This window comes from Acinetobacter sp. C15, from assembly GCF_013420645.1.
GTDB classification, from domain to species: Bacteria; Pseudomonadota; Gammaproteobacteria; order Pseudomonadales; family Moraxellaceae; genus Acinetobacter; species Acinetobacter indicus.
In genome coordinates, this window is sequence record NZ_VOXR01000017.1 from 38,357 (window position 1) to 51,927 (window position 13,571).

The window sequence follows — 13,571 nt, forward strand, 5'->3', positions numbered from 1 at the left end:
GAAAAGCATAGAACATGCTAAAAATCACTTTAAATATTTGCCCAGTGTTCATGGTCCAGCACATCCAGTGCGGGCTGTTGAATGAACGGCAAGTCTTTTAATAATTGCGTATGCACACGCAGTTCGGGGTCTAAATCCAGTAATGGAATGACCACGAAATCGCGTTCTAAAACGCCGACATGCGGCACAGTCAGACGTTCATGCTGAATCTGCTCCTGTCCATAGAGGAGTAAATCCAGATCGAGCGTGCGTTCACCCCAATGGCGTAAACGCACCCGTCCGGCTTCCTGCTCAAAACGCTGCAGCTGATCCAGCAATTCCAGCGCCGGTAAATCTGTACGCAGCTGTACCACCGCATTTAAATAATTCGGCTGGTCTTGTGGCCCCATTGGCGGACTTTGATACAGTTTAGAGGTTTTGACCTGACCCAACGTCGCCAGCTTGTGCACAGCTTCGGTCAGAATCTGGCGTGAATCGCCCAGGTTACTGCCCAGGCCAATATAAGTCACCCTACTCATTGTGTTGGCCCGAAAATAACCTGACTTAAATCCCGTTGTACCCGCTTGCGCTTCAGAATTGGATGGTCTGCACCAATCCCCGAGCCATTGCTTGATGATGTTGATGCAACCTGGGCACGGGCATCTTCCTGCTGTTTGGCTTTACGGGCACGGCGGCTGCGTGGCTCCGGCTCATTCACCAGCGGTTCAATTTCGGCGGTCTGCGCGGCATTCAGCTGCTGCTCCAGATGTTCTTCCTGTGCAGCTTTGCGACGGCTCTTGGCCCGCTGACGGTTGTACTGGCCAATGGCACGTTCTTTTTCATCGGTGCTCATGGTCTGGTACTGATCCCACCACGTACCCATCTCTTGAGTCTGGGCATCGCCAGATCTTTCACGCAGCAGCAAAAAGTCGAAACCGGCACGGAAACGTGCATGGTTGGACAGGGCAGCAATTTGCTGAGGTTTTGGATTCAGCAAACGGGTTTGCATTTCCCAGACTTCACGAATAAAGGTTTCGGCAAAACGCGGAATCACCGTGCGGGTGGCCTGACGTTTCAACACATCCAGCCCAGCCTGTGCACGTGCTTCTGCCGGAATTACCCCTTTGGACAGATAAAAATCACAGCGCTCTAAAAATGGCTTCCACAGCAGCACCGCATAGAAAAAGGCCGGGTTGATGGTTTTGCCAATCGCAATGCGCTGATCGGTATTTTTTGCAGCCAGTTCAATAAAGGGGGTGATGTCCGGCTTGATGTCGGCAAAAAGCTGACGCCAGATACCGAAGTCGATTAGCATCGGCAAGACGCGATTTAAATGCCCCATGGTGAACAGTTTTTGCGATTCATCATACAGACGGTGCGGAGAAACATCGCGCAGCAACTGAGTCATTTCCGGAGTAAAAATCTCCAGAATGGCCGGATCAATATTGAAATTCAGCTTGGCCGCAAAACGTAAGGTCCGCAGCATCCGCACCGGATCTTCTTCAAAACGGACGGTCGGATCACCGAGCAGACGCAAGGTTTTGGATTTAATGTCATCAACTGCATGACAGAAATCCAGCACGATTCCTTTACGTGGCTGGTAATACAAAGCATTGATACTGAAGTCACGACGGGCAAAATCCTGCTCAATCGTGCCCCAGTTATTGTCTCTTAAAATCATGCCCGCAGCAGAGGTCACCGCTCTTTTCGGCGGTGCACGGAAGGTAGCAACTTCCACCAGTTCACGTCCAGAATAGACATGAGCCAGCTCAAAGCGGCGTCCGATAATGCGACAGCGGCGTCCGAACACCTCTTTGACCTGAGATGGCGTGGCATTGGTCACGGCATCAAAATCCTTCGGATTCAGGCCCAACATCAGGTCACGAACACCACCACCAACGATATAAGCTTCATAGCCAGCTTTGGTTAAAGCATCAATAACATCTAGAATGTAAGCAGGTAATTGCGTGGTTGATAAACCACATTTTGACGCGCGCAAAGTTTGCAAAAGACGCTGTCTCCTACGTCTGAACGTAAAATAGATTAGATGACGCTAATCATATCTCTAACACAATCAAAGGGCAATTTGATTATCTCAATACTCGGGCCCGGCTGATGCGGTGTTGGCCGATGATCAGACCCGATTAAATACCCAGCCGGTGCCGGTTTTTGGCCAATAATGCCGGTCCAATCCCTTTGACCAGCTGTAAATCTTCAATCCGTTTGAATTTTCCATGCCGATTGCGGTACTCAATAATAGCTTCCGCCTTCTTTTGTCCCACGCCAGATAATTGCTGTAATTGCGCGGCTGTTGCCATATTCAGATTAATTTTTTCACTACTGCCTGCGCTAGCTGAACGGGGTTGGGAAGTCTTCGTAGAAGCCGACGAGCTTAAGCGGGCATCAATCGCCTCTTGTTCAGCCTTCCATTGCAGATAACGCGCATCATAATTTTCTGCCTGCACATTTTGCAGCGCGAAAAAACTACAAAACAGGCAGAACATTAACGCCAGTTGAATTAGAGCTTGAGCGTGTTGAAATCTTATTCTTCTTGTCATGGTCACTCTGTCATTTTAATTGTTGTTTTGCCTGCTCCCACAGCTGATCCATTTCAGCCAACGACACCTGTTCTATATTTTTATGCTGCTGTTGTAACTGCTGTTCAATGAAAGCAAAGCGGGTTCTAAATTTATGTACGGTACTCAGCAAAGCCATTTCGCTGGACAGATTCAGTTTACGGCCAACATTAATTAAAGAGAATAAACAGTCGCCCAGCTCATCCAGAATTTCGTCGGAATTTTGCCGATCCACCGCCTGTTTCAACTCCTGCAACTCTTCATCGACTTTTTGCATCGCACCAGTGACATCGGGAAAATCAAAGCCAATCTGCGCGACATTGTGCTGTAACTGCTGTGCCTGCTGAATGGCCGGGCCATGTTTGACCTCAGATAAGCGCGATGCAGGTTTGCCGGCTTTTTCCTGCTGTTTAATCTGCTGCCACAATGCACTGACATCTTCCGGGCTTAAGGCCGCAAACTGCTCGGGCTGAAATACATGCGGATGACGGCGAATCATTTTATCGGTAATGGCCTGCACCACATCCTGAAAGTCAAAAGCACCCTGCTCGCTATACATTTGCGACTGGAATACCACTTGCAGCAATAGATCACCCAGTTCTTCTTTGACGTCCTGAGCATGACCACTGCGCACGGCCGCTTCGACTTCATAGGCTTCTTCAATCGCATACTTGGTCAGCGATTCTGGGGTCTGCTTCTGGTCCCACGGACATTGCTCACGAAGCTGTTTCATCACTGCCAATAACTGATCCATGCCGATTTCTACCTTCTTTAACCATCATCTACATAAAAATATTTGCTATGCTCTCAACAGAACAACACTTTGAAAAACAAAAACACAAGGAGTTAGCCACATGCACAGTATCTTCATTAGTGGTGCAGCACAAGGCATTGGTGCAGCAGTGGCCCGCTTATTTTATCAGGCGGGTTATAAAGTCGGAATTTATGATTTAAATGTTGCACAGGCCGAGCAACTGGCGCAGCAGCTGGGTCCCAATGCGCAAGCCGGCGGGCTGGATGTCGCGGATTATGCACAGTGGCAAACGGCTTTGGCGCGTTTTGTAGACTGGGCTGGCGAGCTGAATATTTTAGTCAATAATGCCGGTATCTTATATTCGGGTGCTTTTGAAGACACCGAGATTCAGGCGCATCAGCGCACCATGCAAGTTAATGTCAATGGGGTACTAAATGGCTGTCATGCCGCACTGCCTTATTTAAAACAGGCGACTTTTGCCCGGGTGGTGAACCTGTCATCAGCTTCGGCCATTTATGGACAGGCCGATCTGGTGTCGTATTCGGCCAGCAAATTTGCGGTACGCGGTATAAGCGAAGGGCTGGATGTTGAATGGCAAAAATATGGTATCCGGGTGCTGGATGTGATGCCTCTGTTTGTACAAACCGCCATGGTCAAAGATATGGATGCCGGCACCATCCAAAATATGGGGGTACATTTAAGCGCGGAAGATGTGGCCGATGAAATTTTCAGTTGTGTTACGCGAAAAAGCTCGCTATTTACCGCCACCCATCAGCCGGTCGGATTAAAAAGCAAATTCCTGTTTACCCTGTCACGCCTAAGCCCGCAGTGGGTGAATCGTTATAGCAATATGTGGCTGGCACGGCGTCCAGACTAGAAACTGATGGCCATAAAAAAGCCCGAATCTGATTCGGGCTTTTTTTGTATCAAGCGACAAACCGCTTAACCGCGTTTAAATTTCTTCTCGGCTTTCTTAAACTTCTGTACATAACGACGACGACGCGCAGCAGTACGTTCATCCACCTGTGATTTACGTCCTTCAAACGGGTTCTCAGAGGTTTTAAATTCAATCTTCACCGGAGTTCCTTCCAGCTTATAGACCTTACGGAACACGTTTTCCAGGTAACGACGATAATCGGCCGGGGTTTTATCAACCTTGTTACCGTGAATTACAATCGTTGGCGGGTTCTGGCCTCCCATGTGTGCATAACGCATTTTAATGGCACGACCCTGCACTTTTGGCGGATGGTGCGCTTCAGTTGCATCATTCAGAATCTGAGTCAGTTTGGCTGGTGATACTTTTAAGCGCGAAGACTCATAAGCACGATGAATTGATGGATAAAGATCACCCACCCCAGTGCCATGCAGCGCTGAAATCAGGTGAATACGCGCCCAAGGAATAAAGTCAAAGCGGCGCTCGACATCCAGCTTACACTGCTTGCGATCATATTCAGACATGTTGTCCCATTTATTGATCGCAATCACCATGGCACGGCCAGCTTCCAGCGCATAACCAATCAGGTGCAGGTCCTGCTCGACAATCCCTTCACGGGCATCGACCACCACAACCACCACGTTGGCATCTTTCATCGCCTGCAAGGTTTTTACAATCGAGAATTTCTCGATCATTTCATCGACCTTGCCTTTACGGCGTACACCGGCAGTATCAATCAGGGTGTATTTACGCCCTTCACGCTCAAACGGAATATAGATCGAGTCACGTGTTGTGCCCGGCTGGTCAAAAGCAACCACGCGCTCTTCACCCAGCAAACGGTTCACCAGCGTCGATTTACCCACGTTTGGACGACCAATAATCGCTAGACGCAGACCCGTGTCTTCATCACGCTCTTCCGGGTTTTCATCTTCCGGCACATCTTGCAGTACTTCTTCCAGCATCTGCTGAACACCGCGACCATGGCTGGCGGCCACTTGCATTGGCTCGCCCATCCCCAGTTTAAAGAATTCAACCAGTGCGGCTTCTGCATGTACGCCATCAACCTTGTTGGCCACCAGAAAGACTTTTTTACCCAGCGTACGCAGTTCACGGGCAATCTGTTCATCCGAAGCCAGCAGACCGGCACGTGCATCGACCACGAAGATGATCATATCGGCTTCATGGATGGCGGTTTTCGACTGCTCGGCCATGTAAGAATCGATACCACCTTCAGATTCGCCAATACCGCCGGTATCGACCACGATGAAGGATTTATTCTGATAGGTCGCATCACCATATTTACGGTCACGCGTCAGGCCGGCAAAGTCTGCGACCAGAGCATCACGACTCTTGGTGATCTGGTTAAACAACGTTGATTTTCCGACGTTCGGACGACCAATGAGCGCAATTACGGGTTTCATAGATTAACCTTTATTTGTGATCAGTCCACTACACGGGTCTGAACATCAGAAACAAATGGGAAGAAAAAATTTCAGTCAAAGACCTGAATAAAAACACGGGGCATTGAACATTCAATCACCCCGCGTTAAAAAATACGGAAATTGTCGCCTAGTTTAACATAAGGCAACAAAAAGTTAACGGTTCTGCCAAATGCTGAATGCACCCTTTTGCGTACCAACATATAACTGGTTGTCGATGACACGTAAAGAACGCACTTCACCGCTGGTTTTGGCGCGACCAATCAGCTGACCGTTGCTCGGGTTAAACAGATGCAAGACACCATCCATATCTCCCACCACCAGGTCCTGACCCAGCATTACCGGGTTACTTAAACGACGGTTAAGCAACTGGTTATTTTCCCACAGCTTCTGGCCACTGGTAATTTCATAAGCCACTAAACGGCCATCGGCACTGGCGACAAAAACCCCATTGCCGACCACTTCCGGACGTTTGGTGCTGCTCAGGTCTTCGCTCCAAACCACTTGCTGTGAAGCCAGATCAGTGACGGTCACCTGGCCCTGGAAGCTGGTAGTGACCAGGAACTGGCCAGCTACTACCGGATCGCCATCAATATCATTTAAACGCTGAATATCGGAGCGACCTTCACTGATGGCCACACGGCGCTGCATACGCGGCGTACCGGTCACCACATCAATTGCATAAATATAAGCATTGGCGGTTGCTACCAGCACGGTACGCGGATCAACCGCTACCGGTGCAGCGCTACCACGCAGGCTAAACTGGACATTCGGCAAATTGTAAGTCCACATTTGCTGGCCAGTCGCCAGGTTATGCGCATAGACAATACCATCATTGCTGATGGTCACCACACGGTTGGCATGCACCAGCGAAGGTGCCAGAATGGCGCCAGTCAATTGTGCGGTCCATTTTTTCTCACCTGTAGCCTGATCCAGTGCAAACAGTTGACCTTTCTGATTCCCAACAATCACCAGACCTTCTGCCGCTTCTACACCTGAGCTGAGCCCCTGTTTGCTGACTTCGGTCTGCCACAAACGCTGCTTGCCACGATAGGCCGCTACTTCACCTTTAGGATCAATACTAAATACCACGCCATTATCGACATCTAGCTGTAAACGCAGCGGATCTTCTTCAGCAGTCGATGAGGTGTTTTGAGAAAATACAGGCACCAGGGTTTTGGCCTGTTGCAGTTTTGGCAAAGGATTCGGTTTTACTTTTTCAACTTTAATGCTGTTGCTTGAACAGCCAACCAATGCAAGGCTTAAAACAGTTAGTGCAAACGGGATCTTATATTTTCTATTCATTCAGTTTCATCCACTTGTGTGTCGATTACAGGACGTTCAATTTCAGGATCATCAACTAAAACGCCGACACTTTCGAGTTTAATTTGTAAAATTTGACGTTCCTGTTGACGTTCAAGTAACGCATTCCATGCGTTCTGATACGCTTTTTTGGCATTTTCAATATCATTTTTCGCCACGTACACATCACCACGCGCTTCTTCAGCTGTTGCTTTAAAGGCAGGATCGTTGACGGCAGACAAGGTTTTCAGTGCCTCATCATATTTCTTTTGTGCCAATTGCGCATAGGCCAAACGCAGTTTTAATACCTGCATTAAGCCGGCATCATCGACTTTAGAATTTTCAACTTTCTTTAAGGCTTTTTCTGCACCGGCATAATCGCCCTGATCATAGGCCAGTTTCGCCATTAAGAACTGGGTCTGAATGGCCTGGACGGAATCTGGAGCTTCTTTCACAATCTTATCGGCCGTGGTCGACAGATTCTGGAAAGCTTTGTCATCGCCTTCAGCCGCACGCGCCTCGTCCATCAGTTGCTGGACTTTGGCGGTGTTGGTCTGATCTTCAGCCAGGTTTTTCTTCTGCCAGTATTGCCATCCGAAAAAGGCAATCAGCGCAATCAAAATCCCGCTAATAATTGCAGAACCATATTTCTTAGCGAATGATTTTAAATGATCAAGTTGTTCATCATCACTTAATGCGCTCATTGAATTACCCTTTTCCTTATGTTCTTTGGCTTATTTTGAAGAAAATTTTTCAATCATAAATGGCACAATCCCTGCCACAGCTACATCCAACTGCTCGGCAGTGGCCAGTTCTTTAACGGCGAAGCGCTGGTTTTCCCACTCACGCTCACCCAGAATTAAAGCATACAGTGCACCCGACTGGTCGGCTTTTTTCATCTGGCTTTTCATCGAGCCTTGTGAGCCGACTTTCAGGCGAATGGCACTACCACTGGCTTCAAGCTGGTCACGAATCTGCTCTGCCAGCACCAGTGCTTTACCTTGTGATGCCGGATCGGCCACCAGGAACACTTCACAATCGCGGCTTGGGCTGTTGTCTTCGACCTGTTCCAATAGAAGCAATAAACGCTCCATGCCCATGGCAAAACCAACTGCCGGAACCGACTGTTCTGGCTTGCCTTTTAACTGCCCCACCAGACCATCATAACGGCCGCCGGCACACACTGTCCCCTGTGAACCCAAATGGGTGGTGGTCCATTCAAATACAGTTTTGTTGTAATAATCCAGACCACGGACCAATTTTTGATTAATCACGAAGCTGACACCGGCATCAGTCAGATACTGCTGCAACTGGGAAAAATGCGCCATGGTGTCTTCACCCATAAAGTCGTGAAGTTTTGGTGCATTTTCCAGGATGCTTTGAGTTTTGGCATCTTTAGAGTCCAGAATACGCAGCGGGTTGGTGCTTAAACGGCGCTGAGAATCTTCATCGAGATCGGCTTTGTGCGTTTCCAGGAACTCAACCAAGGCGGCGCGATACGCGGCACGTTCATCTGACTCACCTAAAGTATTCAGTTCAAGTTGAACTTTATCTGCAACGCCCATACGTTTCCATAAACGCGCGGTCATTAAAATCAGCTCGGCATCCATATCTGGGGTAGCGACACCAAAAGTTTCCACACCAAACTGATGGAACTGGCGATAACGGCCTTTTTGCGGTTTTTCATAACGGAACATTGGGCCGATATACCACACGCGAGGCGTTGCACCGCGCAGCAGGTTATGCTCAAGCATGGCACGTACACAGCCTGCCGTACCTTCCGGACGTAAAGTCAATGACTCTGGCGGATTGCCTTTGTCCAGGAAGGTGTACATTTCTTTTTCAACGATATCGGTTGCATCACCAATGGAACGCTTGAACAGATGGGTCTGCTCAACCATCGGCAAACGGATTTGCTGATAACCATAAGCATCCATAAGACTGGACAGATGCTGTTCCAGACGTCTCCAAGCCGGGGTCTGGGTTGGGAGAATGTCATTAAAACCTTTGATTGCGACGATTGAACTCATGATCTACTCAGAAAAACCTGTGCGAATAATCTCTTTTGACTTAGCTTCTTCAAGCTCTTTAACACGTTGACGAACCATTGTTTCGATTTCATCAACCAATTGATTGGTATCAATTAAATGGCTCTTTTCACCATTACGATACACCAGTGAACGCGGACTTGCACCTACCACGCCAATATCAGCTTCTTTGGCTTCGCCCGGACCGTTAACTTTACAGCCAATCACCGACACATCCATTGGAGTGCGGACATCTTCCAGACGCTCTTCCAACATCTGCATGGCTTTAATCACGTTAAATTCCTGACGTGAACAGCTTGGGCAGGCAATGAAGTTAATGCCATTAGAACGCAGGCCGAGCGATTTTAAAATATCAAAGCCAATTTTGACTTCTTCTTCCGGCTCTGCTGCCAGGGAAATACGCATAGTGTCGCCAATGCCTTCCATCAGCAGGCCACCTAAGGCAATCGCTGATTTCACCGAACCGGTCCGATAGATTCCCGCTTCAGTCACACCTAAATGTAGCGGATTATCAATTTGCTGCGACAGCAAACGATAGGCATCCATGGTTAAAAATACATTCGATGCTTTCACCGAGACCTTAAATTCCTGGAAATCCAGACGGTCTAAAATATCAATATGGCGCATGGCCGATTCAAGCAAGGCTGCACCGGTCGGCTCGCCGTATTTTTTTTGAATATCTTTTTCCAGTGAACCGGCATTGACCCCAATCCGCATGGAAATATCATGATGTTTGGCCGCAGCCACCACTTCACGGATTTTCGCTTCCGAACCGATATTACCCGGGTTAATCCGCAGACAGTCAGCACCGAAATCGGCCACAGCCAAAGCAATTTTATAGTCGAAGTGAATATCAGCCACCAAAGGAACAGAGACCTGCTTACGGATTTCACCAAAAGCCTGTGCGGCTTCCATGCTTGGTACCGATACCCGCATGATGTCTGCACCAGCATCAACACAGCGCTGAATTTGCGCAACCGTTGCAGCGACATCACAGGTTTCGGTATTGGTCATACTCTGAATGCTGATTGGCGCATCACCGCCCACATAGACTGAACCGACACGAATTTTACGGGTTGGACGGCGTCGAATTGGATTCTCAATCATGATTTCGCTCTACTCTGTGCCATTAAGGCGACAAACGGAATTCCGCTTTGCCATTGACGGTATATGGAGACAATGAAATATTTTCATTGTTTAGACTTAATGACACTGCGGTTGCATCATCTAAACGAATCTGAAATGGTGCCTCACCAGTTAAATTCAAGCTGGACGCCTGACGGCCAGTGGCCAGCACCTTCCCGGTCGAATCCACAATATGAACCGACGTCGGACGATTAAAGCTTAAAGACAGCTGATCGCCGGTCACGGCACTGCTGTTGTCTAAATTAATAATTTCGACATCAGACATTGGCACAATATTCTGCTCAGTGTCGCTCGACTGCGAAGATGACCAGTTTTGCACGGCCGCGATGATAATCCAGATTAAGGCCAGTGCCACTACCGCCAGCGCAATACGTTTTAACCATTTGCGGTTACGGTCACGATTCGAGCCAGGCAGTTTGCCCATAATTTTAATTGGGGAATTATTCAGGGCATGATTCGGCAGCATGCCGGTATCATTGGCATAGATTTCATCAAAACGCTGGATGATACTGGTGGCATCGACTTTTAAATATTTGGCGTAGGTGCGGTAATAACCCTTGATAAAGGTCGCTTCAGGCAGTGACTTGTATTCATCCTGCTCCAGCGCCGTCAGGGTTTTGACCGGAATATTCAATTCTTGCGCCACATCTTCAAGCTCAAGCTTCTGATTTTGACGGATTTGACGCAGATACTCACCTGGGCGTTGGATATTTCCTAATGCATTGGGCGCTACATTTGTATTTGATTGCGGTGAATTAGGATTTACTTCCATACGGCCTCAGTACTGTGCTGTAATTGCAAATAACGTTGATATTCCTGGCTTTCAGGGAACAATGCCCGGAGCTGATTGACCAGCACCTGCTGTCCTAACTGATCGCCATTTGCACGCGCAACACGGATCCCAATCCATAAGGCACGCGCACCTTGATTTTTTTGTCCCACAGCACGCACAAACTGTTCATACATTCTGGATGCGGCAGGAGTCTGCTGGTTGAAATAAAAAATTTCCGCCAACTCTAACATTGAAACATAGGAGTCACGGTTTGCCTGCAGGGCCTGCTTGAATGATTTTTCAGCATTCGCCATATCGCCCAGTTTCAGGTAAATCCGCCCCACGTTTTCCAATGCACGAAAACGTTGATCATAACCGAGTGTTGCCCCGGCAATACTCAGCTGTTCAATGGCATCATTATAGCGTTCAACCTGATACAAATACGTACCATAGTTGTTACGCGCCTGCGCATTGTTCGGATCGGCAGAGATGGCACGCTTGAAATACGTATCGGCCTTCTCCAGATTCAGCTTGCTACCTTCTTGCTGTAGCAGCACGCCCATCATCATATTGGCCATAGAATCACGCGAATCTGTTTCCAGTGCCTGATCCAGGGCACGTTTGGCCGAGTCTAAATCACCCGATTTTAAATACTCGGCCGCCAGCTGGGTACGCACCTGAATTGCCTTTTCCGGATCTTTCGGACTTAAAGTAGGAGTTGTGGTTTGACAGCCGGTGCTCATCCATGCAGCCACACACAATGTGCTGATGGTTGTGAATTTATACATCAACTTAGTCAATGGACCTCTCCCCCTAAATTTAATTATCCTTGAGAGCGCATAATTTCATTTCGCTCTGCAACTTTCTTTTTCCATTGTTCCGCACGACGGGTACGGTCTGCCACCTGTCCCACCAGCTGGCCACACGCAGCATCAATATCATCACCGCGTGTCTGACGAATCGTACACACAAATCCGGCATCAGACAAAGTTTTTTGGAAAGAAATAATCCGGTTCCGGCTTGAACGGCCATATGGCGCATGCGGGAACGGGTTAAACGGAATTAAATTGATTTTGCTTGGCAGGTCTTTGAGCAGCTTGATCATCTCTTTGGCATGTTCAATGCTGTCATTCACGCCATCGAGCATGACATATTCAATGGTCACGTGCTTACGCGCACTTTCGTTGCCATCTTTTTTGATATAACGCTGGCAGGCTGCAATCAGCTGTTCCAGTGGATATTTCTTGTTGATTGGCACCAGCTCATTGCGCAGTTCATCGTTGGTGGCGTGTAAAGAAATCGCCAGCGCGACATCAATATCTTCAGCCAGCTGGTCAATTTTTGGCACTACACCCGAGGTCGACAGCGTTACACGGCGTTTTGACATGCCATAGGCGAAGTCATCCAGCATAATACGCATCGAGTTTAAGACCGCATCATAGTTCAGCAGCGGCTCGCCCATGCCCATCATCACCACGTTCGTCACCGAACGCTCACGCTCTGCAACCGGCACATCTTCCATATAGGAATAGTTGGCCATCCACAGCTGACCAATAATTTCAGCTTGGGTCAGGTCACGTTGAAAGCCCTGTTTACCGGTTGAACAGAATGAACAGTCCAGCGCACAGCCAACTTGTGAAGAAATACACAAGGTCTTACGTGAGCCAGTTTTATCTTCCGCAGGAATCAGCACGGTTTCAACCAAGGAACCCGCACCATCACCAACACGGAACACCCATTTACGCGTACCATCTTTAGAATAGTTTTTATGCACCACATCTGGCGCTTTAATTTCACATATCTGTTCCAGTTTTGCGCGCAACTTGCCTGAAATATTGGTCATTTCGGCAAAATCAGTCACGAAATACTGGTGAATCCATTTCATCACCTGGCCGGCACGAAATTTCTTCTCGCCTAAATCTTCGAAGAATTTTTCCAGCTCAGCACGCGACATGCCCAGTAAATTCACTTTCTGCACAGAAGTTGATTGCGCTGGAGTGGACAAAGATTGTTGCTGCTCATCAGATGTTGCAGATGAAGCGACCACTTCATTACTCATGTGTATTACCTAAATCATGTCTGAGGATGAAAGGAGATGCTCAAGATCTGAGCGAGGGATTATTCAGAGAATAAAAAAACCAGATAAGTATAATAACACTTATCTGGTTTGAATACTGCGTATTAACGAGTACGTGGAGCAATCTCAGTTTGAGCGAAGAAGTAGTTAACTTCACGGTCAGCAGATGCTACAGAGTCAGAACCGTGAGCAGCGTTTTCGTCGATGCTTACAGCGAAGTCTGCACGGATAGTGCCAGGAGCCGCTTCTTTAGGGTTAGTTGCGCCCAGGATTTCACGGTGAGCAAGAACTGCGTTTTCACCTTCAAGAACTGAAACAACAACTGGACCAGAAGTCATGAACGCAACTAAGTCAGCGAAGAAACCACGTTCTTTGTGCTCAGCGTAGAAGCCTTCAGCTTCAGCTTGAGTCAAGTGTTTCATTTTAGTTGCAACGATTTTAAGACCCGCTTTTTCAAAACGCGCGAAGATTTCGCCGATTACGTTTTTAGCAACTGCGTCTGGTTTAACGATAGATAATGTACGTTCGATAGCCATGATTGGCT

14 protein-coding genes are annotated in these 13,571 nt (G+C 48.1%); 1 reads left to right on the forward strand and 13 read right to left on the reverse strand.

Translation table 11 applies throughout. From position 1 onward, the window contains the following. Positions 1-29 precede the first annotated feature (29 nt). From folK to mazG, 4 genes are all read right to left on the reverse strand, one after another. The gene (gene folK / locus FTT63_RS08560) at positions 30-518 is read right to left on the reverse strand and encodes a 2-amino-4-hydroxy-6-hydroxymethyldihydropteridine diphosphokinase (protein WP_005182411.1); all 489 of its coding nucleotides are present in this window, start codon (positions 516-518) and stop codon (positions 30-32) included. Then, entirely contained in the window at positions 515-1,987 is a 1,473-nt protein-coding gene (pcnB, locus tag FTT63_RS08565) for a polynucleotide adenylyltransferase PcnB (protein WP_005182410.1), read from the reverse strand. Before pcnB ends, folK begins: the two co-directional genes overlap by 4 nt. 136 nt (positions 1,988-2,123) lie before the next feature. Continuing rightward, entirely contained in the window at positions 2,124-2,537 is a 414-nt protein-coding gene (locus tag FTT63_RS08570) for a ComEA family DNA-binding protein (RefSeq protein WP_127799080.1), read from the reverse strand. Positions 2,538-2,547: 10 nt separating this feature from the next. Next, a complete protein-coding gene (mazG, locus tag FTT63_RS08575) occupies positions 2,548-3,309 on the reverse strand; it encodes a nucleoside triphosphate pyrophosphohydrolase (protein WP_104487792.1) in 762 nt (253 codons plus the stop codon). 100 nt (positions 3,310-3,409) lie between these two features. Here mazG and FTT63_RS08580 point away from each other — a divergent pair, with 100 nt between their 5' ends. Next, complete coding sequence (locus FTT63_RS08580; protein ID WP_016659529.1) at positions 3,410-4,186, forward strand: SDR family oxidoreductase; 777 nt, start codon at positions 3,410-3,412, stop codon at positions 4,184-4,186. A gap of 65 nt (positions 4,187-4,251) precedes the next feature. Here FTT63_RS08580 and der read toward each other — a convergent pair whose 3' ends face one another. The 9 genes from der to ndk all read right to left on the reverse strand — a co-directional run bounded on the left by der (position 4,252) and on the right by ndk (position 13,563). Beyond that, positions 4,252-5,664: a ribosome biogenesis GTPase Der gene (der, locus tag FTT63_RS08585; protein ID WP_005182406.1), complete on the reverse strand. Its 1,413-nt coding sequence runs from the start codon at positions 5,662-5,664 to the stop codon at positions 4,252-4,254. 174 nt (positions 5,665-5,838) lie between these two features. Further along, positions 5,839-6,987: an outer membrane protein assembly factor BamB gene (bamB, locus tag FTT63_RS08590; RefSeq protein ID WP_127799078.1), complete on the reverse strand. Its 1,149-nt coding sequence runs from the start codon at positions 6,985-6,987 to the stop codon at positions 5,839-5,841. Next, positions 6,984-7,688 (reverse strand): tetratricopeptide repeat protein, encoded by a 705-nt coding sequence (locus tag FTT63_RS08595; protein WP_005182401.1) that lies wholly within the window; start codon positions 7,686-7,688, stop codon positions 6,984-6,986. The genes bamB and FTT63_RS08595 overlap by 4 nt, the downstream gene beginning before the upstream one ends. A gap of 30 nt (positions 7,689-7,718) precedes the next feature. After that, positions 7,719-9,014: a histidine--tRNA ligase gene (hisS, locus tag FTT63_RS08600; protein WP_127799076.1), complete on the reverse strand. Its 1,296-nt coding sequence runs from the start codon at positions 9,012-9,014 to the stop codon at positions 7,719-7,721. A 3-nt stretch (positions 9,015-9,017) separates the two neighbouring features. After that, entirely contained in the window at positions 9,018-10,139 is a 1,122-nt protein-coding gene (ispG, locus tag FTT63_RS08605; RefSeq protein ID WP_005182396.1) for a flavodoxin-dependent (E)-4-hydroxy-3-methylbut-2-enyl-diphosphate synthase, read from the reverse strand. A 22-nt stretch (positions 10,140-10,161) separates the two neighbouring features. Continuing rightward, positions 10,162-10,950 carry a helix-turn-helix domain-containing protein gene (locus FTT63_RS08610; protein WP_127799074.1) on the reverse strand — a complete coding sequence of 263 codons (789 nt, stop codon included), beginning with the start codon at positions 10,948-10,950 and terminating at the stop codon, positions 10,162-10,164. After that, positions 10,941-11,738, reverse strand: coding sequence for a type IV pilus biogenesis/stability protein PilW (pilW, locus tag FTT63_RS08615; RefSeq protein WP_104470591.1), 798 nt, complete (start codon positions 11,736-11,738; stop codon positions 10,941-10,943). The genes FTT63_RS08610 and pilW overlap by 10 nt, the downstream gene beginning before the upstream one ends. Before the next feature lie 35 nt (positions 11,739-11,773). Then, positions 11,774-13,009, reverse strand: a complete 1,236-nt coding sequence (gene rlmN / locus FTT63_RS08620; RefSeq protein ID WP_005182389.1) for a 23S rRNA (adenine(2503)-C(2))-methyltransferase RlmN — start codon at positions 13,007-13,009, stop codon at positions 11,774-11,776. A gap of 122 nt (positions 13,010-13,131) precedes the next feature. Continuing rightward, positions 13,132-13,563, reverse strand: a complete 432-nt coding sequence (gene ndk, locus FTT63_RS08625; protein WP_005182388.1) for a nucleoside-diphosphate kinase — start codon at positions 13,561-13,563, stop codon at positions 13,132-13,134. Positions 13,564-13,571: the final 8 nt, after the last annotated feature.